Here is a 24472-nt window from a genome sequence, read left to right as displayed (position 1 = left end):
CTCCGTTTCGTCTGGTGGCGGCTGTCCCGTGCACAGAGATCACCCACCGGGGTGAGCAGAGCCCTCTTGACAATACCTCCGGGGATGGCTAAGGCGCCCGTCAGTGTCCGTGAGTGCCCGCCGGGGGGCCGGCCATGAAAGAATTGGTTCGGCTCACCGGTGTCAACAGCGAGCAGGAGACACAGCACGATGCGTATCGGAGTTCTCACCGCAGGCGGCGACTGCCCCGGCCTGAACGCAGTGATCCGGTCGGTCGTGCACCGAGCGGTCGACAACTACGGCGACGAGGTCATCGGCTTCGAGGACGGCTACGCGGGCCTGCTGGACGGCCGTTACCGCGCCCTCGACCTGAACGCGGTCAGCGGCATCCTGGCCCGCGGCGGCACCATCCTCGGCTCCTCCCGGCTGGAGCGGGACCGGCTCCGCGAGGCCTGCGAGAACGCCGGCGACATGATCCAGAGCTTCGGTATCGACGCGCTCATCCCGATCGGCGGCGAAGGCACCCTGACCGCCGCCCGGATGCTGTCGGACGCCGGCCTGCCGGTGGTCGGCGTGCCGAAGACCATCGACAACGACATCTCCTCCACCGACCGCACCTTCGGCTTCGACACGGCGGTCGGCGTGGCCACCGAGGCGATGGACCGGCTGAAGACCACCGCCGAGTCCCACCAGCGCGTGATGGTCGTCGAGGTCATGGGCCGGCACGCCGGCTGGATCGCCCTGGAGTCCGGCATGGCCGCCGGCGCCCACGGCATCTGCCTGCCCGAGCGCCCCTTCGACCCCGCCGACCTGGTCAAGATGGTCGAGGAGCGGTTCTCCCGCGGCAAGAAGTTCGCGGTCGTCTGCGTCGCCGAGGGCGCCCACCCCGCCGAGGGCTCCATGGACTACGGCAAGGGCGCCATCGACAAGTTCGGCCACGAGCGCTTCCAGGGCATCGGCACGGCACTGGCGTACGAGCTGGAACGCCGGCTCGGCAAGGAGGCCAAGCCGGTCATCCTCGGCCACGTCCAGCGCGGCGGCGTACCGACCGCCTACGACAGGGTGCTCGCCACCCGCTTCGGCTGGCACGCGGTGGAGGCCGCGCACCGGGGCGACTTCGGCCGGATGACCGCGCTGCGCGGCACGGACGTCGTCATGGTGCCGCTGGCGGAGGCCGTGACCGAGCTGAAGACGGTGCCGAAGGACCGGATGGACGAGGCGGAGTCGGTCTTCTAGCTTCCTGGTCCCCAGATCCTGTCGCAGCAGGGAGGGCCGGGGGGGGGGCGTCGCCCCACCGTTCGACCTGGCTGATCCAGGGCGAGGTAAATCTGGAGCGGCTGTTCTCGATACCCGCGGGACGGTCCTGAGCAACGACTGAGGCCCCGCCCTTCCACCACGTGGGAGGGCGGGACGGACGGGGCCGCACATGGGAGGCGTCAGGGCGTGGGCCAGGTGACCCGCTGCCCTTGGGGTGTGATCATGATCTCGAAGCGGTCCAGGGCCGGAGAGCCGTCCGTCTGCCAGCGCAGCAGGTGATCCTCCATGGCGTCCCACAGCGGCACCGGCCCGCCTTGTCGGACGGTCCACTGCTCGCGATCCAGAGCGAGGGCTGCCCAGGCGCCGGCCTCCACATCGACGAGGACGTGCCGGGTTCCGTCAGCCGACGTCAGGCTCAGCCTCTGCGTACGCGGCGCCGCGAGCTGGGCGACGAACCGCGCGTCCCAGTCGTCCAGGACGTCAGCGCCGACCCGCGTCGACCGTTCCTCGCCGGACTCGAAATCGGGCAGTATCCCGAGCGGCGGCGGCAAGTGCGGCCGGGCAAGCATGAAGGACACCTGCCTCCCGAGAAATCGGCCGTGCGCCACCCCGTCATGACCGACGGTAAGCTGGGCCAGCTCCGAAGAATGCATCCACCCGCACAGGGTGGCGAGGACCATGCCGCCCGGTTTGGTCTGCTCGAGCCAGGTGTGCGGCACCTCCCGCACGCCGCACGTCGCGACGAGCCGGTCGTACGGGGCGCCGTCTTGGTGTCCGGCCAGGCCGTCACCGACGACCAGGTCCGGGAAGTAGCCGCACGCCCCCAGGCCGATGCCGGCGCGACGGGAGACTTCGGCGTCCACCTCCACCGACGTCACCAGGCCGTCGCCGAGCCGGTGGCAGAGCAGGCCGGTGGAGTATCCGGTGCCGGTGCCGATCTCCAGCACCCGGTCGCCGTCCTGGACCTGGAGGTCTTCCAGCATCTGCACCACCAGGCTCGGCAAGGTGCTGGACGAGGTGGGTTCGCGCAGGATCTCGCCGCGGATGTCGCCGGGCACGATGGTGCCCGCGATCTGGGTGACCAGCGACTCGTCCGTGTAGCAGCGCTCCAGCCAGTCTTCCCGGTCGGCAGGCACCGGCTGCCAGGCGTCGCCGAAGCGCCGGAAAAAGCCGTCGCGCAGGAACTCGTGGCGGGGCACGGCTTCGACGGCCGCGCGCCAGGGCTCGCTGCGCAGGGCACCGTCTGCGGTGAGCCGGTCGACGAGCTCCCGACGCAGGGCTGTGGTGTCCGTGAGGGTCATCAGCGGCTCCTTCTTTCCAGGAGGTCGGCCATGGCCGCGAGCATGGGCAGGCTGGTCTCGAGCTCCAGCCAGTACCACTGGCCGGAGGGATTGCACTCCAGGAACCACCATCGGTCCTCGCGGTCGATGGCGAAGTCGAAAGCGCCGAAGACGAGACCGAAGTGGGACAGGTAGGCGTACAGCGATTCGGCGACGCCGTGCGGGAGCGGGACCACGGTGTAGGTGAGGCGGTCGTAGGCGGTGCGCCAGTCCAGCAGGTCAGAGTCGATACGGACGGCGAAGACCTGTTCCCCGATGACAGTGACCCGTACGTCTGCGGTCTTGTCCACGCGCTGCTGGAACAGGTGCGCGGTGCCGGCCACGGCTTCGTCGATGTCGTCGGCCGCGACTTCGGCGACCTTCACCGTGGAGGAGATGCCGTCGAGGCGGTACAGCGGCGCCGACAACGGCTTGTAGATCACCGGGCAGTGCTGCTTGATGAAGGCCCGGGCTGCATCAGGGTCGCTGGTGATGGTCGTGGGCGGAAGACGGAAACCCGAACTCGCCGCTGCGGCGAGACCGGACGGCTTGAATTCGGCATCGCCGATGCGGTGGGGATGGTTGACGTACCGGCAGTCCGGCAGGGAGGCAAGGACGCCACCGAGACCGTAGCGGGCCTGAGCGACGGCGAACCGTGCGTCCTGATCGTTCAGGTGGGGGAACGCGAAGCCGGAAGGCCGGCGGTAGTACAGGGACCGGACCTTGGCGAGGTCGGCGGTCCGGGACGGCGTGGAGAGTGTGCCTTCCACACCGGTCGACGTGATCGTGGCCGCGACCGACAGTGCGTAGGGGAAGTCCCCCGAGTCGAGCTTCACGACCGGGACTTCCCGGTCGTGAAGCTCGCTGATCACCACGTCGGCCGTGGGGTCGTCCAGGTTGGTGACGACCAGCACCGGACCGGCATCGGTCACTGGTCGGTGTCGTTCCCGGTGTCGGTGTCCTGCGTGGAGCCGTTGCCGTCAGGGCTCGTGCCCGTGGCCGGGTTGGTGCCGGTACTGGTGCCGTGTCCGCCCATCTCCATGACGCGACCGTCGGCGTCGAAGTACCGGGTGGTCTGCGTGGCAGGGTCCAGGAGGGCCCGGGCGTAGCCGGGGGCGGGCGATGGGTAAGGGGCCATGCGGCGCACGCCCCAAGGGACCGGGGTGAGTGTGCCGGACGGCAGCGGCGTCCCGGTGGGCAGGCGGTCAGAGTGTGCGAACAAGGGATCGTCCTCTCTCGTGATCTTTCGGTGGTTCCGCCCGGGGGCTCGACCTCTCCGGGGTGGGGCGGGCGGGAGTCTCGGGACCTGTTTCGCCGGTGTCGTGCGCACCACCAGCGAGACGGGCGTTCTCGGGGGGTGCGACCGTGACCCTGCGGTCGCCGTGGGTCCGCCTGGGGCGCCGGGAGGCGCTGGGCGGTCACTCGCCTCTCGGGAGGCGCGCGCGAGCAGGGTGTGTGTCGTGGCACGGACGGTCACCGGATGCGGCTCGATGATTCGATCGGCGTGCGCGCGGTGGGTCCGCACGTGCCGGCCGGGCCGGAGCTGCCGGCCTCCTGTGTGATCAGGACCGCGTCATCCGGGCCTGCCGCACATGCGTTCGTGGTGCTCGCACAGGGCGTGCAGGACGCGGGCCAAGCGGCGGGCGTAGGCGACGGAGCCACCCGGTCGCAGGATCGGCTGTGTGCGGAGCTTGTCGCGGGCTTCGCCGATGCAGGCGAGCGCGCAGTAGCGTGCAATGCTGTCCGGCAGCGTCCCGACCGCTGCCTCCACTTCGGGGGCCAGCATCTGGAGGTGGCCGCGCAGCAGCTCGGTCAGCGTCGCCGCTTCCGGGTCCGCTGGTTCTGGGACGGCCGGGCTGCCGTCGGGGTTCAGGAGGGCGAGGACGGTCTCACGCATCTCCTCCAGGTCGACGGCGGTCGCCTTGCTCTGTTGCGTGGCGTTCACCGTGCCGTCGTCGTCGGTGACCGTGCCATGGGTGGTGACGCGGCAGACGTGCAGGGTCATCTTGACCCCGGCCGTTCTGCGGGCTGTAGCGTTCATGATGTTGGCGCTCCCTCGTTGAGCGTTGGCCGCGCCCCGGGGCCGTTCGCCCGGCCGCCGGGGTCTTGGAACGTCCGTGCACCGGTTACGTGGCACCCGCCGTGAACACCTGCCACACGCGGTTGCCGCCTCGGACCGTGACGTGCCCAGCTACGCGCAGGGTCTTGTGGACGGCCCCGCAGTCGAAGCAGGCCTCGCCACGCAGTCGGACAACGCTCGCGCGCCCGTGAATGACCGTGGGCGCGAACGGGAGTACGTCAGGCATCCCGGTTCCCGTCTGCTGGTTCCTGCGCGTGCAACAGATGGTGAGGGCCGGTGAAGGTCACAAGTACCCCGACAAGGGGTACCTGGGGCAGGCCGCTCAGGTCGCGGCGCACCACTCAGCGAAGTGCGTGAGTGTTTCCGCATCCGCTCGCTTCAGGCGGCGCAGCTTGGCCGCGTCCTCGCGGACCCACGGGTGTTCCCTCGTGTGCTGCGGCGCGATGTGCCGGGCGACCTTCAGGGATGCGAAGGCGTCATCGGGGAGTCCGGTCCACAGCTGGGCGCGGGCGAGTTCGATGTAGAAGCCGCTGCGGCGCTCCGCCGGCATGCCTTCGGGAGGCTTCCACTCGCGGGCGATGTCCAGGGCGCGGCCGACGTGTACGTCTCCGAGGCTGACGGCCACCGACACCTCGTGGGTACGCACTGAGTCGGGGCCGAACGCGGTGCCGCAGTACACGCCCTCCGGCACCTGGTCGGCCATCTCCCGGGCGTCGTCGAGATGGCTGGTCGCGGCAGTGGAGTCGTGCGCCCGGCCGGCGATGACCGCGGCTCTCATGTGAAGTGCACCGCGGGCGGCGATGGCCGACGCGCTCACCGGAGCAGGGGCCGCGTCCAGTGCCTGCTCCAGTGCCCGCAGACCGGCAGCGTGGGCGCGAGCCGCGAAGAACGTCTCCGTGCGAACGTAAGCGACGGACGCGGCCAACGTGGGATCGCCTGCCTCGGGGGCTGCCCACCGCATCAGGTCGACGAGGCGAGCAGACAGGTCCTGGGCGCCGAACTTGTAGGCGACTGCGTCCGCGGACCGGTAGGCCTTGACCAGCAGCCCGGCCGACTCGGCTCGGTCTTCGGCGGGCGCGTCGTGGAAGGCGCGGGCGAGTTCGACCAGCAGGCCGGGAAGCGAGCGGACGATGCGCGTGTACTGCGCGGCCAGCCTCCATCGTGCTGCTTCAGCTACCTCAGTACGCAGGTCGCGCAGCGGGCGGACCGGCCCGTCGTCGGGAAGATCGTAGGTGGCGATGGCAGCGGAGAGCGCAGGCAGCGCGGCCCGGACACGAGTGTGCGCCGCACCGCGATCGGAGCGCAGACGGGCAGGGTCGACCCCGAGGGCATCCGCGATGGCTTCCAGGGTGGCGTCGGTGACGCCCCGCTCGCCCCGCTCGATCTTCCGGACGGTGCCGAGTGCGACACAGGCCGCGTCGGCGAGCTGCTGCTGCGTCATCTTGGGTCGGACCACGCTGCGGTAATAGGCGATCCGCCGACCCACCCCGTCATCCGTGAGTGCAGGCATACTGACTCCAGTTCGGTGCGCCCAGTTCGAACGGTACTCGCGTCCACACGCTGCGTGCCCACGAGCGGCTACCGACCTCGGGTGGTGGGGCTGTTCCTTCCGGTCAGCCGCGGATGACTCCAATGAGGTCGGTGAGGCTGTCGATTCGCCAGTCCGCCGCCGCTACCACGTCCGGGTGGTCCGCCCACAAATGCCCCCAGGGGCCGCGGCGAAGCTGAGCGCATCGCAGCCCGGCTGCTTTCGCCGGGAACACGTCGTTGGCTGGATGGTCGCCAACGTACAGGGTCGCTCCTGGGGTCGCCTGCGCTACCTCCAGTACGCGGTGAAAGAACTCGGGTTGTGGCTTCGCCACACCCAACTGCCCCGAGGTGGTGATGAGATCCGCCGGGAGGTCCAGGTCGCGCAGCAGCTCCCCAGCGCGTCGAGTCTGGTTCCCCGCGATGATCACGCGTACGCCCAGTTTCCGCAGCTGCGACAACGCAGGTCGCACGTCATCGTAAAGGTCACTCTCGTCCAGATACTCGCCACGGCCGGCGGCGTCGCGGGCGCGGTACTCGGCAGCGACGTCGATTCCCGGCCGTGCGAGACGGAGAGCTTCGGCGTTGTCCTTGCCCTGAGCGACGACGGCACCGACGAGGGCTGACAGGGTATGCCGGGGAATCTCCAGCCAGTCAGCCCACGATGCCCAGTAACGGTCGTCCCGGGTGAGCGTCTCGCCGACGTCGAACACGATTGTTTCCATCACGACCGGAAGCGTAGGGCCTGTCCGACGGGTCCCGTGCGGGTGATGAGCCCGAGGTCAGTGCAGGTCTGCTTGGAAGGCGTGACGGTCATCGGCGGGGCAGGTGAAGATGCGCAAGTCTCCCCACCGGCCGACGACGACCCCTGTCTCGTCGTCGCTGGCTGCGGTGGACAAGGAGCGTCATGGGCGTGCCACAGTCACCGGCACCATGGCCGTGGCAGGCACACCGCCTGCCTTCGTCGGGCAAGGAGCACGTGGGCCACGGTTCATCAGCCGGCCACAGCAGGGGTCCGCCGATCGAACTGTTCCGGCAATCCGGCTCTGCCCGTTCGGGGTGGAGCACGACTGCTGCGCGCGCGTGGGGGGCGAGTTCCGGGAGCACGGCGAGTATCGCTTCGAGTGAGGGCCTGGAGGTGTGCGCCATCACGGCTGAGCCTGTTTGATCCGGCGCCTGCGCAGGTAATGCCGGTTGCTGCGGGACGAGTACGCCTGTCCCGCGTGGATGCGGTTCAGAAACGGGATCACCTGTGTCGCGCCGCCCCGCAGGCCCGGCAAGATCAGCAGTGCTGGCGGGGCGCCGCCTCCTCTGTGTCACCGCTCACGGGTGCTTCTCGACCGCCGCCCAGAAGTGCTCCACGATCCGGTCGAGGAAGTCGCGGCCCCCGGCGTTCGCGTCGGGGCCGCCGCCGCCCCAGCTGAGGGTCGCGGTCATGTGCCCCTGGTAGTCCTGGTGCAGTACCTGGAGGACGTTCGCCAGGACCCGCCGGTCCAGGGGTGCCACCTTGGCGACCGGGCGCACGTAGCCCTGCCAGCGGGTGGTCACCGCGCTCGTCAGCAGGTCGGCGAGTTTCCCCTCGCGTCCCGTGACGGTCACGAAGTCGGGCAGCGCGAGGCCGAGCACGTCGGCGAGGGCGGCCGACTGGCGGTCGGTGCCGCGCCAGCCGTCCGTCTCCTCCATCCGCAGGTAGGCCGGGAGCGCGACGCCGACGGCACGGGCCACGTCCTCCGGCGCCAGGGAACGGGCGACGCGGTGCTCGCGCAGGGTCTGCGGCCGGCCGATCAGGTCACCGGGCGAGCACCACAGCACCCCCGCGAGCGCGGTCAGCTCGGAGTTCCGGGGGGAGGCGACGCCCCGCTCCCAGGCGGCGACGAGGTCCGGGGTGACGTACGGCAGCCCGTACGAGACCCGCATGCCGTGGGCGACGTGCTCGGGCCCCATGTTGAGGGCGGCACGGAGCCGGCGGGCGGCGAGGGCGTTGAACGGGGGACCCGACTGATGCGGGTGGGGTGAGGGTCGGCGCACGCGCCACACCGTAGGGGGCCTGGGAGCCCTTGACTACGGGCTGTTCGGCTAGTGATACGGATCGTACGAACCTACGGATGCGTACGGGCGCGTACCGGCGCATGCGAATGCCGCGCGCGCCTGCCGGAGCCGCCCCCGCTCACCCCGCGACCGCCCGCTCACCCCGCGACCGCCCCCTCACCCCTTGACCGCCCCGCCCAGCGCGAACCCGCCGCCCAGCCGCCGGGAGATCAGCACGTACAGCAGGATGACCGGCGTCGAGTAGACGATCGAGAACGCCGCCAGCTGCCCGTACGCCACCATGCCCCGGTTGCCGAAGAAGTCGTTGATGCTGACCGAGGCGGGCATCTGGTCCGGGGTGAGCAGCAGCATGAACGGGACGAAGAAGTTCCCCCACATCATCACGAACGAGAACACCGTCACCACCGCCACCCCCGGACCCATCAACGGCAGCACGATCCGCAGCAGCGACTGGAACGACGACGCCCCGTCCGTCCACGCCGCCTCCTCCAGCTCCTTGGGCACGCCGTCCATGAAGTTCTTCATCAGCCAGATGGCGAAGGGGAGCTGCGAGGCGGCGAAGAAGAAGATCGTCCCCTGCACGGTGTCGATCATGTTCACCCGCACGAAGAGGGCGTAGACCGGCACCATGATCGCCGTGATGGGCAGGCTGGTCGCGAACAGGATCGTCAGCAGGAACGGCCGGTTCAGCCGCGACCGGAAACGGGAGAGCGGATACGCCGCGAGCGCCGCGCACACCACCGTCAGCGCCGTCGCCCCGCCGCACAGGACCAGGCTGTTGAGCAGCGGGGTGAAGGTGATCTCCGGGGTGAGGATCGCGTCGAAGTTGTCCAGCGTCACCCCGTCGGGGACCTTCACCCGCAGGCCGGCGTGCGGGTCCAGGGCGGACAGGACCACCCAGGCCAGCGGCAGCACGAAGGCCGCGGCCGCCACCAGCAGCCCCGCGTCGGCGGCCAGCCGGCGCCGGCCGCGACGGGAGGCGGGGGTGCGCCGGGGAGCGGGGGTTGTACGGCGGGCAGTGCGGGAGGTGAGCGTGGACGCCATGTCAGACCTCCGTCCGCAGCAGGCGCAGGTACACGACCGAGAACAGCGAGCCGATCAGCAACAGCAGCAGCGCCACCGCGGTGCCGTAGCCGATCAGGCTGTTCTGGAAGGCCTGCTCGTACATGAACAGCGGCAGCGTCTGGCTCTTGCCGCTCGGGCCGCCCCGCGTCATCACCCAGATCAGGCCGAAGACCGACAGGGTCTGCAGGGTGTTCAGCATGAGGTTGGTGCCGATGGACCGCCGGATCATCGGCAGCGTGATGTGCCACATCCGGCGCCAGCCGCTCGCCCCGTCCACCTCGGCGGCCTCGGTGACCTCCTTGGGGATCTCGTTCAGCGCGGCCGAGTACACCAGCATCGAGAACGCGGTGCCCCGCCACACGTTGGCGAAGGACACCGCCAGGATCGGCAGCGTGAACAGCCAGTTCTGGGACGGCAGACGGAGCCAGTCCAGGACGGCGTTGAGGGTGCCCTCGCGGCGGAAGAAGGCGTAGAGCAGGAAGCCCGCCACCACCTCCGGCAGCACCCACGCCGTGACGACGATGCCGCCGGTGAGCGTACGGACCGGCTTCGACGCCCGCTGCATCAGCGAGGCCAGCGCGAGCCCCAGCGTGTTCTGCCCGATCAGCGAGGACAGCACGGTGAACACCAGGGTCAGCCACACGGCGTTGAGGAACGCCTCGTCCTGGAAGGCCCGCCGGAAGTTCTCCAGGCCGACGAAGGACTCCTCGGCCTGCCCGGTGAGCTGGAGGTCGGTGAAGGCGATGACGACGCAGTACGCGATCGGGCCGGCGAGGAAGAGCAGCAGCAGGACGGCGGCGGGGGAGACGGGCAGGGCGCGCAGCAGGGAGCGGCGGACGGTACCGGACCGCGCGCCGGAGGCCGGGGACGCCGGGGCCTTCCGGACCTCCGGCCCCGCGTGCCGGGGCGTGGCCGCGGTCACCTGCTGACCACCTGGTTGCCGGTGGCCTCCCTCAGCGCCTCGTCGTAGTCGCGCGCCGCCTCCTCCACCGACTTGTCGCCGGTCGTCACGCCCTCCATCGCCTCCTGGATGGCGACGGACACCTTCGGGTACGCCGGGTAGGCGGGCCGGTAGTGGGTGTCGGCGACGAGGTCGGTGAAGAACTCGATGCCGGGCTGGGCGTCGACGTACGCGGGATCGTCCGCGACGTCCTCGCGGACCGCGATCCCGGAGTTGGCGACGTACCACTTCTGGGCGTTGTCCTTGGTCTGCATCGTCTTGATGAACTCGAAGGCCAGGTCGGGGTTGCCCGCCTTGTCCGGGATCGCCCAGGTCCAGCCGCCCGACATGCTCACCCGGCCCGGAGCCTGCCCGTGCTGCGTGGGCATGGCGGCCAGCCCCAGCTCCTTCGACCACTCGGGCCACTCGTGCCCGCTGCCCTCCAGCCAGTCCTGCGGCAGCCAGGAGCCGTCGAGCGCGATGCCGAGCCTGCCCTGCGGGAGCAGTTCGCCGCGGACCGTGGTGGAGAAGTTGGGGTCGAGCGCGTCGGAGACCTCCGGGCCGAGCTTCTCCTTGTAGACCGTCTCGACGAAGGCGAGGGAGTCCCTGAACCCCTGCCCCGCCGTGATCCACTTCTTGCTGCCCTTGTCGTACAGCGGGTCAAAGCCGCCGTTCCCCGTGCCGTACAGCAGCATCTGGAAGCCCTGCATGGTGGCGGCCTCGCCGGCGGGCTTGCCCGTGTACACGTTGAGGGGCACGACGCCCGGCACCTTCTCCTTGATGGTGCGGGCGGCGTCGAGGACCTCGTCCCAGGTCTTCGGCTGCCAGTCGGCGGGCAGACCCGCCTCGGCGAACACGTCCTTGCTGAACCACAGGCCCCGGGTGTCCGTCCCGTCCGGGACGCCGTACGTCCTGCCGTCCTCGCCCTTGGCGGCGGCCTTCGCGGTGTCGATGAACCGGTCCCAGTCCTTCCACTCGGCGAGGTAGTCGTCGAGCGGCTTCAGATACCCGCTGGTGATGTCGGAGTTGATGAGGAAGGTGTCCTCGTAGACCAGGTCCGGCGCGGTCTTGGGGGAGCGGAGCATCTGCTGGAGCTTGGTGTAGTACTCCGAGTCCGGGGCCTTGATGGGGACGAGTTCGACCTTCTTGCCCGGGTTGGCCTTCTCGAACTGCGTCTTGATGTCGCCGAGATAGGTGTCCATCACCTTGATGGAGTTGTCCGTCGACTGCTTGAAGGAGACCTTCACCGTGTCCGGGTCGCTGCCGGAGCCGCTCCCGCAGGCGGCGAGGGCGGTGGAGGCGAGTGCGGTGAGGGTGAACAGAGCGGTGAACCGGACGGTGGGACGCACGGTGGGACGCACGGGCACGACCTCCTACGGGCACGACGCTGTGGCCGGGACGGCTGCTCGGCGAACGTAAGAGGGGTGGTCCAGCCAGGTCAATGCGTGTGCGGTGGACAACCTGTGTTCATCGGCCCCGCTCGGCCTCCCGCACCCACCGGTACACCAGCTCCGGCCGTCCCACCTGCCCGTACAGGGGCCTGCGCCCCGCCCGCCCCGTGTCCACCAGGTGCTCCAGGTAACGCCGGGCCGTGATCCGCGAGATGCCCACCGCCTCGGCCACCCCGGCGGCGGTGAGGCCCTCCTCCGAGCCGCGCAGCGTGCCCGTCACCCGTTCCAGGGTCGGCCCGCTCAGTCCCTTCGGCAGGGCGGCCGGGCCCGGCGCCCGCAGGGTGGCCAGCGCCCGGTCCACCTCGTCCTGGCCGCTCGCCTCCCCGGCGGCGCCCCGGAACTCGGCGTACCGCACCAGCCGGTCCCGCAGGGTGGCGAACGTGAACGGCTTCAGCACGTACTGGACGACGCCCAGCGACACGCCCTCCCGGACGACCGCCAGGTCCCGCGCCGACGTCACCGCTATCACGTCGGTGTGATGCCCCGCCGCCCGCAGCGAACGGGCCAGCTGCAGCCCGTGCACGTCCGGCAGGTGCAGGTCGAGCAGGAGCAGGTCCACCGGTGTACGGTCCAGCACGCGCCGTGCCTCGGCCCCGGTGTGGGCCTTGCCGACGGCCGTGAACCCCGGCACCCGGCCGACGTACATCACGTGCGCGTCGGCGGCGACGGGGTCGTCCTCGACGACCAGGACACGGATGGGTTCCGGGCCGGTCATACGGCGCCTCCCACGCCCGGTCTGCCCGTCGGTGCGGCCGGCGCCGGCGCGCGGCCGGCGCCGCCGTCCAACGGCAGCCGGGCCTCGAACCGGGCGCCGCCGCCCTCGGCCTCCGTCACCGTCAGGGTGCCGCCGTGCCGCCGCACCGCCTGCCGCGCCAGCGCCAGCCCGAGGCCCCGCCCGCCCTCACCGGCCGGCTTCGTCGAGAAACCCCGCTGGAAGACCAGGTCGGCGTGGGCGGGATCGACCCCGGCGCCGGTGTCCGACACGCGCAGCACCAGCTCACAGCCGCCGCCGTGCGCCGCGCCCGTGTACGCCGCCACCGTCACCCGCGAGGGAACACCGCCCTGCGCCGCGTCCACCGCGTTGTCGACCAGGTTGCCCAGGATGGTCACCAGGTCCCGGGCGGGCAGGGACGGCGGCAGCAGCCCGTCGTCCAGTCGGCTGTCCTGCGACACCACCAGCTCCACTCCCCGCTCGTTGGCCTGCGCCGTCTTGCCCAGCAGCAGCGCGGCCAGCACGGGCTCGCCGACCGCCGCCACCACCTGGTCGGTGAGCGCCTGCGCCAGTTCCAGTTCGGCCGTCGCGAAGTCCACGGCCTCCTCCTCGCGCCCCAGCTCGATCAGCGAGACGACCGTGTGCAGCCGGTTGGCCGCCTCGTGCGCCTGCGAGCGCAGCGCCTGCGTGAAGCCGCGCTCCGAGTCCAGCTCGCCCGTCAGGGACTGCAGCTCGGTCACGTCGCGCAGCGTCACCACCGTGCCCCGGTGCTCGCCGCCGGAGACCGGCGAGGTGTTCACCACCAGCACCCGCTCCGCCGCCAGGTGCACCTCGTCCACCCGGGGCTCCGACGCCAGCAGCGCCCCCGTCAGCTGCGCCGGCAGCCCCAGGTCGGCGACCGAGGTGCCCACCACGTCACCGGTCACACCGAGCAGCTCCCGTCCGCCGTCGTTGATCAGCGCGATCCGGTACTGCCCGTCCAGCATCAGCAGACCCTCCCGCACCGCGTGCAGCGCCGCCTGATGGTAGTCGTGCATCCGGCTCAGCTCGTCCGCGTTCATCCCGTGCGTGTGCCGCCGCAGCCTCGCGTTGATCACGTACGTGCCGACCGCGCCGAGCAGCAGCGCGCCGGCCGCCACCCCGAGCAGCGCCGTCAGCTGCTCCTGCGCCCGCTTGCTGATCTCCTCCACCTTGATGCCCGCGCTGACCAGGCCCGCGACCCGGCCGTCGTCCAGCACGGGCGTGACCGCCCGCACCGACGGTCCGAGCGTGCCGGTGTAGGTCTCGGTGAAGGTCCCGCCCCGCTGCGCGCGCTCGATGTGGCCGCGGAAGGGATGGCCGATTTGCCTCGGGTCGGGGTGGGTCCAGCGGATGCCCTCCGGATCCATGATCGTCACGAAGTCCACGTCGGTGTCCCGCATGACCCGCACCGCGTACGACTGGAGCCGCGCCGTCGGGTCGGGGGTGCGGATCGCCTCCAGCACGGACGGCGAGTCGGCGATCGCGAGCGCCACCGACCTGGCCTGCCGCCCGGCCGCCTCCTCCGCCTGCTGCCGGTCGCTGACGTAGGTGAACAGCGCGTACCCGGCGACCACGACCGCTATCAGCACGGCCTGCATGGCGAAGAGCTGACCGGCCAGGCTGCGGGGTCTGGGGAGGCTGAGGCGCATGCCGCCAGTCTCTCGCGTGGCTGATTGTGAACTAAATGAACGCAAGGGTGACCGCGCTCACAACACGGGAGATAGTCACCAGATCCCCGATGCACACCCCCGGACGTGAGCCGCACGCCGGTGATGCCGACGACGTCGTCAAGGAGGGCCGCCGTGACCAGCGAAGCCGCTACGGCACCTGCCGCACCCAAAGCCAAGCGCGACCGCACGCACTTTCTCTACATCGCGGTGATCATCGCGGTCGCCCTCGGTATCGCCGTCGGTCTGATCGCGCCCGACTTCGCGACCGAGCTGAAGCCGCTGGGCACCGGTTTCGTGAACCTGATCAAGATGATGATCTCGCCGATCATCTTCTGCACGATCGTGCTGGGCATCGGTTCGGTGCGCAAGGCCGCCAAGGTCGGCGCGGTCGGCGGCATCGCCATGGTCTACTTCCTGGTCATGTCCCTGGTGGCCCTCGCCATCGGCCTGGTCGTCGGCAACATCCTGGACCCGGGCACGGGCCTCGCGGTCACCGACGCCATCAAGGAGACCGGCCAGGCGCAGGTCGACGCGGAGGCCAAGGGCACCACGGAGTTCCTGCTGGGCATCATCCCGACCACGATCGTCTCGGCGTTCACGGCCGGCGAGGTCCTGCAGACCCTGCTGATCGCCCTGCTCTGCGGCTTCGCCCTGCAGGCCATGGGTTCCGCCGGGCAGCCCGTCCTGCGCGGCATCGAGCACATCCAGCGGCTGGTCTTCCGCGTCCTGGCCATGATCATGTGGGCCGCCCCGATCGGTGCCTTCGGCGCCATCGCCGCGGTCACCGGCTCGGCCGGTGTCGACGCGCTCAAGAGCCTGGCCGTACTGATGCTCGGCTTCTACGTCACCTGCTTCCTCTTCGTCGTCCTGGTGCTGGGCGCGATGCTGCGCTTCGTCGCCGGTGTGAACGTCCTCTCGCTCTTCAAGTACCTGGGCCGCGAGTTCCTGCTGATCCTGTCCACCTCCTCGTCGGAGTCGGCGCTGCCGCGCCTCATCGCCAAGATGGAGCACCTGGGCGTCAGCAAGCCGGTGGTCGGCATCACCGTCCCGACCGGCTACTCGTTCAACCTCGACGGCACCATGATCTACATGACCATGGCCTCGCTGTTCATCGCCGACGCCATGGGTACGCCGATGTCGATCGGTGAGCAGATCCCGCTGCTGCTCTTCCTGCTGGTGGCCTCGAAGGGCGCGGCCGGCGTCTCCGGTGCCGGTCTCGCCACGCTGGCCGGCGGCCTCTCCTCGCACAAGCCGGCCCTGGTGGACGGCATCGGCCTCATCGTCGGCATCGACCGCTTCATGAGCGAGGCCCGCGCCCTCACCAACTTCGCGGGCAACGCCGTCGCCACCGTGCTGATCGGCACCTGGACCAAGGAGATCGACAAGGACCGGGTGGACGAGGTGCTCGCCGGGCGGGCCCCGTTCGACGAGAAGACGCTCCTGGACGACCACGTCGGCGCCGACGACGGGGGCGACGGGGACGACCCCACGGCGGTGCCCGACCGGGGCGGCGAGAAGGAGCTGGCCAAGGCCTGAGGCCTGGGGCTTGAGGCCTGAGGCCTGAGGCGAAGCCCCGAGCCAGGCCCTGAACCAGGGCCCGCGGCCAGGGCGACGCCCACACACTCCGGGCGGCTGAGGTGCTCCCCCCGTTGCTCAGCCGCCCGGTCTCCCTCCCCTCCTCCCCTTCCCCTCCTCCCCTTCCCCTCCTTCCCTTCCCCTCCTTCCCTTCCCCTCCCTCTCTCCGGTCCTCCGGCCCCGCGCTTTCGGCGCGGGGCCTTGTTGTCCCGAGGCCGTGCCTCGACGTCTTTCCTCGACGTCTTGCCTTGACGTCCGCGTCAAGGCTTACGTTCGTCCGTATGCGAATCGGCGAGCTGGCCGCACGCGCCGGGACCACGACGCGGACGCTGCGGTACTACGAGTCGCGCGGGCTGCTGTCCGCACGGCGCACCGGCAACGGTTACCGGACGTACGACGAGGACGACCTGAAACTGCTGCGGCAGATCAGGACGCTGCAGGACTTCGGGTTCGACCTGGAGGAGACCCGTCCGTTCGTGGAGTGCCTGCGCGCCGGGCACCCCGAGGGCGACGCGTGCCCGGCGTCCCTCGTCGTCTACCGGAGCAAGCTGGCGGAGCTGGACACGCTGATCGAGGAGCTCACGTCGGTGCGGGCGCAGGTCGCCGCACAGCTGGCGCGGGCCGAGGCGGCGGTTCCGGGGGGTCCGGAGCCCAAGTGCGAACTGGGAGGGCACGTATGAAGGGCACAGGGGTGGCCGAGGTGACGGACGCGGATTTCGCGGCGGAGGTGATCGAGGCGGAACTGCCGGTGCTGGTCGAGTTCACCGCGGACTGGTGCCCGCCGTGCCGGCAGATGGCCCCGGTGCTCAGCGCCCTGGCCGAGGAGGAGGGCGACCGGCTCCGGGTGGTGCAGTTGGACGTCGACCGGAACCCGGAGACCACGAACGCGTACAAGGTGCTGTCGATGCCGACGTTCATGGTGTTCCGCGGCGGTGAGCCGGTGAAGTCGATGGTGGGCGCCCGGCCCAAGCGGCTGCTGCTGCAGGAGCTGTCCGACGTGCTGTAGGCGGTGGCTCACCAGCGGTGACCCGCAACGAGAAATCCCCCGAGCAATTGCGCTCGGGGGATTTCTTTGCGTATATTCGTTGATTCGTGACTTCAACAAGGCGAGGGCACGAAGAAGTTCATGGGCAGAGTATATCCGGGCGGGAGTGGAATTGTCAAACACCGAATTTCCGGACGATGAATTGCGGCACGAGCAGGAATTCATCGACGGACTGTACGCACGCGTGGACGCGTTGCGCGGCGACACCGAGGGCTCGGTCACGGACGCGCTCGCGCAGGGCAACACCCCCATGCAGGCCCGGCTGGAGCGGGACATCCTGGTCGCCGAGCGCTCCGGGCTGCTCGCCGCGCTCAACGCGGTGGACGGCTCCCTCTGCTTCGGCCGCATCGACCTCACCTCCGGGGCGGGCCACCACATCGGCCGCATCGGGCTCCGTGCCGACGACGCCGAACGCACCCCGGTCCTGATCGACTGGCGGGCCGACGTCGCCCGCCCCTTCTACCTGGCCACCGGCCACACCCCGATGGGCCTGCGCCGCCGCCGGCACATCACGAGCGAGGGCCGCACGGTCACCGCCCTGCACGACGAGATCCTCGACCTCGGCGACGAGACGCGGACCGGCCACGAGGACCCGTCCGGCGACGCCGTGCTGCTCGCCGCGCTGAACTCCGCGCGCACCGGCCGCATGGGCGACATCGTGCAGACCATCCAGGCCGACCAGGACCGCATCATCCGCGCCCCGCACCGCGGCGTCCTGGTCGTCGAGGGCGGTCCCGGCACCGGGAAGACCGCCGTCGCGCTGCACCGCGCCGCCTACCTCCTCTACGAGCACCGCGAGCTGCTCGCCAAGCGCGCCGTCCTCATCGTCGGCCCGAACCCGGCCTTCCTCGGCTACATCGGCGAGGTGCTGCCCTCCCTGGGCGAGACCGGCGTGCTCCTCGCCACCGTCGGCGAGCTGTTCCCCGGGGTGAAGGCCACCGCGACGGACACCCCCGAGGCGGCGGCGGTGAAGGGCCGGGCCGGCATGGCGGACGTACTCGCCGAGGTGGTCCGCGACCGGCAGGCGCTGCCCGACCCGGTGATCGCCATCGAGCACGACCGCGAGGTCCTCATGCTCGACGACGACCTGGTCAACGTCGCCCGTGAGCGCACCCGCGCCACGAAGCTGCCGCACAACGCGGCCCGCGAGCACTTCGAGGGCCACATCCTCAACACCCTCACGGACATGGTCGCCGAACGCATCGGCACCGACCCCTACGACGGCACCAACCTCCTCGACCCCAGCGACATCACCCAGATCCGGGACGAACTCGCCGAGAACCCCGAGGTCTGGTCGGCCGTCGACGAGCTCTGGCCCCGGCTCACCCCGCAGCGCCTCGTCGCCGACTTCCTCGCCGCCCCCGAGGGCTACCTCCCCGCCGAGGACGCCGCCGCCGTCCGCCGCCCGGTCACCCGGCACTGGACCGTCGCCGACGTGCCCCTCCTCGACGAGGCGGCCGAACTGCTCGGCGAGGACGACCGGATCGCCCGCACCCGCGCCGAACGCGAACGGCAGCAGCAGATCGCCTACGCGCAGGGCGTACTGGACGTGTCGTACGCGTCCCGGACCTACGAGTTCGAGGACAAGGTCGAGGAGGAGGCGGAGGTCCTGTCGGCGCACGACATCATCGACGCCGAGCGGTTCGCCGAACGCCAGGAGGAGGAGGACCACCGCAGCGCCGCCGAACGCGCCGCGGCCGACCGCACCTGGGCCTTCGGGCACATCATCGTCGACGAGGCGCAGGAGCTGTCCCCGATGGCGTGGCGGCTGCTGATGCGCCGCTGCCCGACCCGCTCGATGACCCTGGTCGGCGATCCGGCGCAGACCGCGGAGGCGGCCGGCGTCGGTTCCTGGTCGAAGATCCTCGCCCCGTACGTCGAGGACCGCTGGGACCACACCCGCCTGGGCGTCAACTACCGCACCCCCGCCGAGATCATGGACGTGGCGGCGGCGGTGGTCCGGGCCGAGGACCCGTCCTTCGCACCGCCGAGTTCGGTCCGGTCCACGGGCGTACGCCCCTGGATCCGCGCCACCGGCGACCTCCCGGCCGCGGTGGCCGAGGCGGTCGGCGAGCTGACCCCCGAGGAGGGCCGCCTCGCCGTCATCGCCCCGCGCGAGCTGCACGCCGGGCTCGCCGCCCGGCTGGACGGGGTGACGGCGGGCGCCGAGCCCGACCTGACGCACACGGTCGTCCTCCTCGACCCGCGCCAGTCCAAGGGCCTGGAGTTCGACTCCGTCCTGGTCGTCGAGCCCGGCCGCTACGGCACCAGCGACCTGTACGTGGCCCTCACCCGGGCCACCCAGCGGCTCGGCGTCCTGCACACCGGGCCGCTGCCGAAGGGACTCGTGGACGCGTCCTGACCGTCAGCGTCCTTCCCGGCCGTCAGCGTCCTTCCTGACCGTCAGGCCGGACGCAGCCACACCGTCGCCAGGGGCGGCAGGGTCAGCCGGATGCTCGCCGGCCGGCCGTGCCATCCCTGCGGCTCCGGCTTGACCGGGTCCGGGTTGCCCACCTCGCCGCCGCCGTACCGCGCGGCGTCGGTGTTGAGCACCTCGTGCCAGGCGGGGACGTCGTCGGGGACGCCGAGGCGGTAGTCGGTGCGGACGACCGGGGAGAAGTTGGCCACCGCGAGCAGCGGGGTGCCGTCGGCGGCCAGGCGCAGGAACGCGAGGACGTTGTCCTCGGCGGCGTCCCCGGCCACCCACGCGAAACCGGAGGGGTGGGTGTCGCGCTGCCACAGCGCGGGCGTGGCCCGGTAGACGGCGTTCAGGTCGCGGACCAGGTCCAGCACCCCCCGGTGGTCCGCCGCCGCCCCGTACTGCGGGTCGAGCAGCCACCAGTCGGGACCGTGCGCCTCGGACCACTCCGCGCCCTGCGCGAACTCCTGCCCCATGAAGAGCAGCTGCTTGCCCGGGTGCGCCCACATGAAGCCGAGGTACGCCCGGACGTTCGCGCGCTGCTGCCACCAGTCGCCGGGCATCTTCGACACCAGCGACTTCTTGCCGTGCACCACCTCGTCGTGGGATATCGGCAGGCAGTAGTTCTCGCTGTAGGCGTACACCATCGAGAAGGTCATCTCGCCGTGGTGGTACTTGCGGTGCACCGGCTCGTGGCTCATGTACTGCAGCGAGTCGTGCATCCAGCCCATGTTCCACTTCAGCCCGAACCCGAGCCCGCCGAAGCCGCTCGGCCCCGTGTGGTGCGTGGCCCGGGTGACGCCGTCCCAGGCCGTCGACTCCTCCGCGACCGTCACGACGCCCGGCACCCGCCGGTACACCGTCGCGTTCATCTCCTGGAGGAACGCCACCGCGTCCAGGTTCTCCCGGCCGCCGTGCTCGTTCGGCGCCCACTGGCCCGGCTCGCGCGAGTAGTCCAGGTAGAGCATCGAGGCGACCGCGTCGACGCGCAGCCCGTCGATGTGGAACTCCTCGCACCAGTACACGGCGTTGGCGACGAGGAAGTTGCGCACCTCCCGGCGCCCGAAGTCGAACTCCAGCGTGCCCCAGTCCGGGTGGGCGGCCCGCAGCGGGTCGGAGTGCTCGTACAGCGGACGCCCGTCGAACTCGGCGAGCGCCCAGTCGTCGCGCGGGAAGTGGGCCGGCACCCAGTCCATCAGGACGCCGATGCCGGCCTGGTGGAGCCGGTCCACCAGGTACTTGAAGTCGTCCGGGTCGCCGAGGCGGGCCGTGGGCGCGTAGAAGCCGGTGACCTGGTAGCCCCAGGAGCCGCCGAAGGGGTGCTCGGCGACCGGCATCAGCTCGACGTGCGTGAAGCCGAGGTCCGCCACGTACGCCGGGAGCCGGTCGGCCAGCTCACGGTAGGTCAGCCCCGGCCGCCAGGACGGCAGGTGCACCTCGTACACCGACAGCGGTGCCTCGTGCGCGGGGGCGTCCGCGCGGCGGGCCAGCCACTCCCCGTCCCCCCACGTGTAGTCCGAGGCGTGTACGACGGAGGAGGTGGCGGGCGGGACCTCCGTGCGGCGGGCCATCGGGTCCGCGCGGAAGGTGCGGGAGCCGTCCGGCCGGGTGATCTCGAACTTGTACAGCTCTCCCACGCCGATGCCCGGCAGGAACAGCTCCCACACGCCGGTGCCGCCCAGCGACCGCATGGGGTGCCCGGTGCCGTCCCAGAAGTTGAAGCCGCCGGCCACCCGCACCCCGCGCGCGTTCGGCGCCCACACCGTGAAGCGGGTGCCCGCGACGCCCTCGTGGACCGTCGGGTGCGCGCCGAGCGCCTGCCACAGCTGCTCGTGCCGGCCCTCGCCGATCAGGTGCAGGTCCAGTTCGCCCAGCGTGGGCAGGAAGCGGTACGGGTCCTCGGCCTCCTGGACCGCGCCCTCGTACGTCACGAGGAGCCGGTGGACGGGGACCTCCCGGAGCGGCAGCAGCCCGGAGAAGAACCCGTCCCCGTCGTCGTGCAGCTCGACCCGCGACTCCCCGGACAGGACGGTCACCGCCAGGGCGTACGGCCGCAACGCCCGGAAGGCGACCCCGCCGGGCACCCGGTGGGCACCGAGCACGGAGTGCGGGTCGTGGTGCGTGCCGGCGAGCAGCCGCTCCCGGTCGCCGGCGTCCAGGGACGGGGAGACGGCGCTCTCGGCCGGCACGGCCGCCTTCACCGCCGTCCTCGCGGCCTTCCCGGCGGCCGGTTTCCCGGGAGGCGTGCTCTTCGCGGTCGTCTTCCTCGCGGCGGCCTTCTGCGCGGTCGTCTTCTTGGCGGCGGCCTTCTTCCCGGTGGTCTTCTTCCCGGCCGACTTCGCGGCGGCGGCCTTCTTCCCGGCCGCCTGTGCGGCCACCGCCTTCCGAGGCGGCACCGCCTTCTTCGCGGCGCTCCCCTCCTCGGCCGTCTTCTTCGGGTCGGGACCGCTGGACGAGGGGCGGGGGGTCACGGGCAGGGCCTCCTGGGCGAAGGGGGATCAGGAAGGGCGAGCGGAGGGCGGCGTCACGCCGGTTCGGGCGCGGACAGGCGGTGTACGGCGGACAGGGGGACCGGAAGCCAGTCGGGACGGTGCCGGGCCTCGTACAGGACCTCGTAGACCGCCTTGTCCGTCTCGTGGGCGCGCAGCATCACCGGGTCGGTGCGCGGGTCGGCGCCGGCGACCTCCGCGTATCCGGTGCAGTACGCGGAGCGGCAGGAGCCGGCCCAGCCCGGCAGCGGGGCGTCGGCCGAGTGCGCGGCGTAGTCGAAGGAGCGCAGCATGCCGGCGACGTCCCGCACCGGCGGCTGCGGCATCCGCCGCTCGGCCAGCGGTTTCGCCGGTTCCCCCTCGAAGTCGATCAGCGACCACTCGCCCGAGGGCGAGCGCAGGCACTGCCCGAGGTGCAGGTCGCCGTGGACGCGCTGGGCGGTCCAGGTACGGCCCTCGGCGGCCAGGTCCCCCAGCGCGGTGAACGCCGTACGCAGCGCCGGCGCGTACGGCCGCAGCAGGGGTACCGCGTGGGCGGCCTCCTCCAGCCGTCCGATCATGCCGTCGGCGAGCTGCCGCAGCTGGCCGTGGCCGAGGGTGACGGTCGGCAGTGCGCGGGCCAGCGCGGTGTGCACCTCGGCGGTGGCCCGCCCGAGGGCGCGGGCCTCGGCGGCGAAGTCCTCCCCCTTCGCCAGCTCGCGCAGGGCCAGCTCCCAGCCGTCGGTGGCGCCCTGCACATAGGGCTGGAGCACGCCCAGCACCCAGGACCGGCCGGCCAGGTCCGCCACCATCCATCCGGTCGGCGCCGGCACCCGCGGGCAGCCCTCGCGGGCCAGCGCCAGCGGCAGCTCCAGGTCGGGGTTGACGCCGGGCACGATCCGGCGCAGCACCTTGAGGATGAACGTATCTCCATAGACGACCGACGAGTTCGACTGCTCCGCGGTCATCAGCCGGGGCACCAGCCCGGCGCGTATCTCCGGGCTCCGTTCCCGCTCGAAACGGAGCCCGCCGATGCGGGCCCCGGTGCGCAGCGCCTCCAGGAGCACCTCGGTGGGCCGGGTGTCGTACAGGGCGTCGTAGGCGGTGCGGCCGGCCAGTGGGCCCTCGGTCACGTGTCCGATGAGCGCGGGCGCCAGCCGGGGCGGCAGCGCCTCGCGCGTGCCTATGAGGAGCTGGTAGCAGTCGCCGGGCTCCTCGGGCCCGCCCGGGGCCGGTGCGAGCTGCTGGCGGGCGCGCACCAGCACGTGGTGGAGGCCGAGGCGGGCGTCGGCCGGGAGCAGCTCGGTGGCGGCGACCAGCGAGAACCCGGTGACCGGACGGCCCTTGCCCGCGAACCAGCGCTGCCGCGGCAGCCAGTCCCGCAGCAGTGGATCGAGTGACGCAAGGAGGCCTGGCGGGCTCGTGACGGTGCGTGTGACGGCTTCCGACATGGCGTCGCGTCCTTTCCCCGGGTCGTCGGGGTGCTACTGATGCGTGCCCCGGGCGGGGCGGCGGAAACCGCCCCGCGCCGGGGATGGGGCCGCTGAGGCCTAAACGGCGTCCTTGCGGAGCCGGAACCAGAAGAAGCCGTGCCCCCCGAGGGTCAGCAGGTACGGCAGTTCGCCGACCGCCGGGAAGCGGACCCCGCCGAACAGTTCGACCGGGTGGCGTCCCTGGAAGGCGCTCAGGTCGAGTTCGGTGGGCTGGGCGAACCGGGAGAAGTTGTGGACGCACAGCACCAGGTCGTCCCCGTCCTCGCCGTTCGGGGGAGCCTCCCGCAGGAAGGCCAGTACCGCGGGGTTGGAGGACGGCAGTTCGGTGTAGGTGCCGAGGCCGAAGGCGGGGTTCTGCTTGCGGATCTCGATCATGCGGCGGGTCCAGTGGAGCAGGGACGAGGGCGAGGCCATGGACGCCTCGACGTTCGTCACCTGGTAGCCGTAGACCGGGTCCATGATCGTCGGCAGGAACAGCCGCCCCGGGTCCGACGACGAGAAGCCGGCGTTGCGGTCCGGGGTCCACTGCATGGGGGTGCGCACCGCGTCGCGGTCGCCGAGCCAGATGTTGTCGCCCATGCCGATCTCGTCGCCGTAGTAGAGGATCGGCGAGCCGGGCAGGGAGAGCAGCAGGGCGGTGAACAGCTCGATCTGGTTGCGGTCGTTGTCGAGGAGCGGGGCCAGACGCCGGCGGATGCCGATGTTGGCGCGCATGCGCGGGTCCTTGGCGTACTCCGCGTACATGTAGTCGCGTTCCTCGTCGGTGACCATCTCCAGGGTCAGCTCGTCGTGGTTGCGCAGGAAGATGCCCCACTGGCAGCCGGACGGGATGGCCGGGGTCTTGGCGAGGATCTCGGAGACCGGGTAGCGGGACTCGCGGCGGACGGCCATGAAGATCCGCGGCATGACCGGGAAGTGGAAGGCCATGTGGCACTCGTCGCCGCCCGCGGCGTAGTCGCCGAAGTAGTCGACCACGTCCTCCGGCCACTGGTTGGCCTCCGCCAGCACCACCGTGTCCGGGTACTGCGCGTCGATCTCCTTGCGCACCCGCTTCAGGAAGGCGTGCGTGGCCGGGAGGTTCTCGCAGTTGGTGCCCTCCTCCTGGTAGAGGTACGGCACCGCGTCCAGCCGGAACCCGTCGATGCCCAGGTCCAGCCAGAACTTCAGGGCGGAGATCATCTCCTCCTGGACGGCCGGGTTCTCGTAGTTGAGGTCCGGCTGGTGGGAGAAGAAGCGGTGCCAGAAGTACTGCTTGCGCACCGGGTCGTAGGTCCAGTTCGACGCCTCGGTGTCCACGAAGATGATCCGCGCGTCCTGGAACTGCTTGTCGTCGTCGGCCCAGACGTAGTAGTCGCCGTACGGGCCGTCGGGGTCCTTGCGCGACTCCTGGAACCACGGGTGC

General features: G+C 71.2%; 20 protein-coding genes. 5 read left to right on the top strand and 15 right to left on the bottom strand.

The window, feature by feature from the left end; all coding sequences use genetic code 11:
- The first annotated feature begins 189 nt into the window (after window positions 1-189).
- Window positions 190-1215 (top strand): ATP-dependent 6-phosphofructokinase, encoded by a 1026-nt coding sequence (locus tag ACP4IX_RS27550; protein ID WP_426523519.1) that lies wholly within the window; start codon window positions 190-192, stop codon window positions 1213-1215.
- 200 nt (window positions 1216-1415) lie between these two features.
- Here the strand turns inward: ACP4IX_RS27550 and tgmC are convergent, their stop codons facing one another.
- The 12 genes from tgmC to ACP4IX_RS27490 all read right to left on the bottom strand — a co-directional run bounded on the left by tgmC (window position 1416) and on the right by ACP4IX_RS27490 (window position 14049).
- A complete protein-coding gene (gene tgmC, locus ACP4IX_RS27545; protein WP_426557167.1) occupies window positions 1416-2537 on the bottom strand; it encodes an ATP-grasp peptide maturase system methyltransferase in 1122 nt (373 codons plus the stop codon).
- Window positions 2537-3487, bottom strand: coding sequence for an ATP-grasp ribosomal peptide maturase (tgmB, locus tag ACP4IX_RS27540; RefSeq protein ID WP_426557165.1), 951 nt, complete (start codon window positions 3485-3487; stop codon window positions 2537-2539). The genes tgmC and tgmB overlap by 1 nt, the downstream gene beginning before the upstream one ends.
- Complete coding sequence (gene tgmA, locus ACP4IX_RS27535) at window positions 3484-3777, bottom strand: putative ATP-grasp-modified RiPP (RefSeq protein ID WP_426557163.1); 294 nt, start codon at window positions 3775-3777, stop codon at window positions 3484-3486. Before tgmA ends, tgmB begins: the two co-directional genes overlap by 4 nt.
- A 351-nt stretch (window positions 3778-4128) precedes the next feature.
- On the bottom strand, window positions 4129-4596 hold the full coding sequence (locus tag ACP4IX_RS27530; RefSeq protein ID WP_426557161.1) for a DUF6415 family natural product biosynthesis protein: 468 nt from the start codon (window positions 4594-4596) through the stop codon (window positions 4129-4131).
- Between the two features lie 361 nt (window positions 4597-4957).
- A complete protein-coding gene (locus ACP4IX_RS27525) occupies window positions 4958-6145 on the bottom strand; it encodes a helix-turn-helix domain-containing protein (RefSeq protein WP_426557159.1) in 1188 nt (395 codons plus the stop codon).
- Between the two features lie 103 nt (window positions 6146-6248).
- Entirely contained in the window at window positions 6249-6887 is a 639-nt protein-coding gene (locus ACP4IX_RS27520) for an HAD family hydrolase (protein ID WP_426557220.1), read from the bottom strand.
- A gap of 598 nt (window positions 6888-7485) precedes the next feature.
- Entirely contained in the window at window positions 7486-8199 is a 714-nt protein-coding gene (locus ACP4IX_RS27515) for a helix-turn-helix domain-containing protein (RefSeq protein WP_426523518.1), read from the bottom strand.
- Between the two features lie 168 nt (window positions 8200-8367).
- Complete coding sequence (locus ACP4IX_RS27510) at window positions 8368-9255, bottom strand: carbohydrate ABC transporter permease (RefSeq protein WP_426557157.1); 888 nt, start codon at window positions 9253-9255, stop codon at window positions 8368-8370.
- A gap of 1 nt (window position 9256) precedes the next feature.
- Window positions 9257-10198, bottom strand: a complete 942-nt coding sequence (locus ACP4IX_RS27505) for a carbohydrate ABC transporter permease (RefSeq protein ID WP_426523516.1) — start codon at window positions 10196-10198, stop codon at window positions 9257-9259.
- Window positions 10195-11565, bottom strand: a complete 1371-nt coding sequence (locus ACP4IX_RS27500) for an extracellular solute-binding protein (protein WP_426557218.1) — start codon at window positions 11563-11565, stop codon at window positions 10195-10197. Before ACP4IX_RS27500 ends, ACP4IX_RS27505 begins: the two co-directional genes overlap by 4 nt.
- 118 nt (window positions 11566-11683) lie before the next feature.
- Window positions 11684-12382: a response regulator gene (locus ACP4IX_RS27495; protein WP_426523515.1), complete on the bottom strand. Its 699-nt coding sequence runs from the start codon at window positions 12380-12382 to the stop codon at window positions 11684-11686.
- Window positions 12379-14049 carry a sensor histidine kinase gene (locus ACP4IX_RS27490; protein ID WP_426523514.1) on the bottom strand — a complete coding sequence of 557 codons (1671 nt, stop codon included), beginning with the start codon at window positions 14047-14049 and terminating at the stop codon, window positions 12379-12381. Before ACP4IX_RS27490 ends, ACP4IX_RS27495 begins: the two co-directional genes overlap by 4 nt.
- A gap of 153 nt (window positions 14050-14202) precedes the next feature.
- On the opposite strand from ACP4IX_RS27490, the gene ACP4IX_RS27485 reads away from it, so the two are divergent.
- The 4 genes from ACP4IX_RS27485 (at window position 14203) to ACP4IX_RS27470 (ending at window position 19052) form a co-directional block, all read left to right on the top strand.
- Window positions 14203-15606: a cation:dicarboxylate symporter family transporter gene (locus ACP4IX_RS27485; RefSeq protein ID WP_426523513.1), complete on the top strand. Its 1404-nt coding sequence runs from the start codon at window positions 14203-14205 to the stop codon at window positions 15604-15606.
- A 320-nt stretch (window positions 15607-15926) separates the two neighbouring features.
- Window positions 15927-16325: a MerR family transcriptional regulator gene (locus ACP4IX_RS27480; protein WP_426557155.1), complete on the top strand. Its 399-nt coding sequence runs from the start codon at window positions 15927-15929 to the stop codon at window positions 16323-16325.
- 11 nt (window positions 16326-16336) lie between these two features.
- A complete protein-coding gene (locus tag ACP4IX_RS27475; RefSeq protein ID WP_426557216.1) occupies window positions 16337-16651 on the top strand; it encodes a thioredoxin family protein in 315 nt (104 codons plus the stop codon).
- A 133-nt stretch (window positions 16652-16784) separates the two neighbouring features.
- Window positions 16785-19052, top strand: a complete 2268-nt coding sequence (locus tag ACP4IX_RS27470; protein WP_426557214.1) for a HelD family protein — start codon at window positions 16785-16787, stop codon at window positions 19050-19052.
- Window positions 19053-19093: 41 nt separating this feature from the next.
- Here the strand turns inward: ACP4IX_RS27470 and glgB are convergent, their stop codons facing one another.
- From glgB to treS, 3 genes are all read right to left on the bottom strand, one after another.
- Entirely contained in the window at window positions 19094-21580 is a 2487-nt protein-coding gene (gene glgB / locus ACP4IX_RS27465; RefSeq protein WP_426557153.1) for a 1,4-alpha-glucan branching enzyme, read from the bottom strand.
- Window positions 21581-21633: 53 nt separating this feature from the next.
- Window positions 21634-23028 (bottom strand): maltokinase N-terminal cap-like domain-containing protein, encoded by a 1395-nt coding sequence (locus ACP4IX_RS27460; protein WP_426557152.1) that lies wholly within the window; start codon window positions 23026-23028, stop codon window positions 21634-21636.
- Between the two features lie 99 nt (window positions 23029-23127).
- Window positions 23128-24472, bottom strand: a 1345-nt coding sequence (gene treS / locus ACP4IX_RS27455; RefSeq protein ID WP_426523509.1) for a maltose alpha-D-glucosyltransferase, incomplete at its 5' end; no start/stop codon positions are given.

Origin of the sequence: Streptomyces sp. WG5 (assembly GCF_049974565.1) — a bacterium.
Lineage (GTDB): Bacteria > Actinomycetota > Actinomycetes > Streptomycetales > Streptomycetaceae > Streptomyces.
This window is presented reverse-complemented; position numbering and strand designations above follow the sequence as displayed.

Bases quoted from the DNA above. Each gene is read 5' to 3' on its own strand.
- ACP4IX_RS27550 (WP_426523519.1), top strand. From the start codon at position 190: ATGCGTATCGGAGTTCTCACCGCAGGCGGCGACTGCCCCGGCCTGAAC.
- tgmC (WP_426557167.1), bottom strand. From the start codon at position 2,537: ATGACCCTCACGGACACCACAGCCCTGCGTCGGGAGCTCGTCGACCGG.
- ACP4IX_RS27530 (WP_426557161.1), bottom strand. From the start codon at position 4,596: ATGAACGCTACAGCCCGCAGAACGGCCGGGGTCAAGATGACCCTGCAC.
- ACP4IX_RS27525 (WP_426557159.1), bottom strand. From the start codon at position 6,145: ATGCCTGCACTCACGGATGACGGGGTGGGTCGGCGGATCGCCTATTAC.
- ACP4IX_RS27520 (WP_426557220.1), bottom strand. From the start codon at position 6,887: ATGGAAACAATCGTGTTCGACGTCGGCGAGACGCTCACCCGGGACGAC.
- ACP4IX_RS27510 (WP_426557157.1), bottom strand. From the start codon at position 9,255: ATGGCGTCCACGCTCACCTCCCGCACTGCCCGCCGTACAACCCCCGCT.
- ACP4IX_RS27495 (WP_426523515.1), bottom strand. From the start codon at position 12,382: ATGACCGGCCCGGAACCCATCCGTGTCCTGGTCGTCGAGGACGACCCC.
- ACP4IX_RS27490 (WP_426523514.1), bottom strand. From the start codon at position 14,049: ATGCGCCTCAGCCTCCCCAGACCCCGCAGCCTGGCCGGTCAGCTCTTC.
- ACP4IX_RS27480 (WP_426557155.1), top strand. From the start codon at position 15,927: ATGCGAATCGGCGAGCTGGCCGCACGCGCCGGGACCACGACGCGGACG.
- ACP4IX_RS27460 (WP_426557152.1), bottom strand. From the start codon at position 23,028: ATGTCGGAAGCCGTCACACGCACCGTCACGAGCCCGCCAGGCCTCCTT.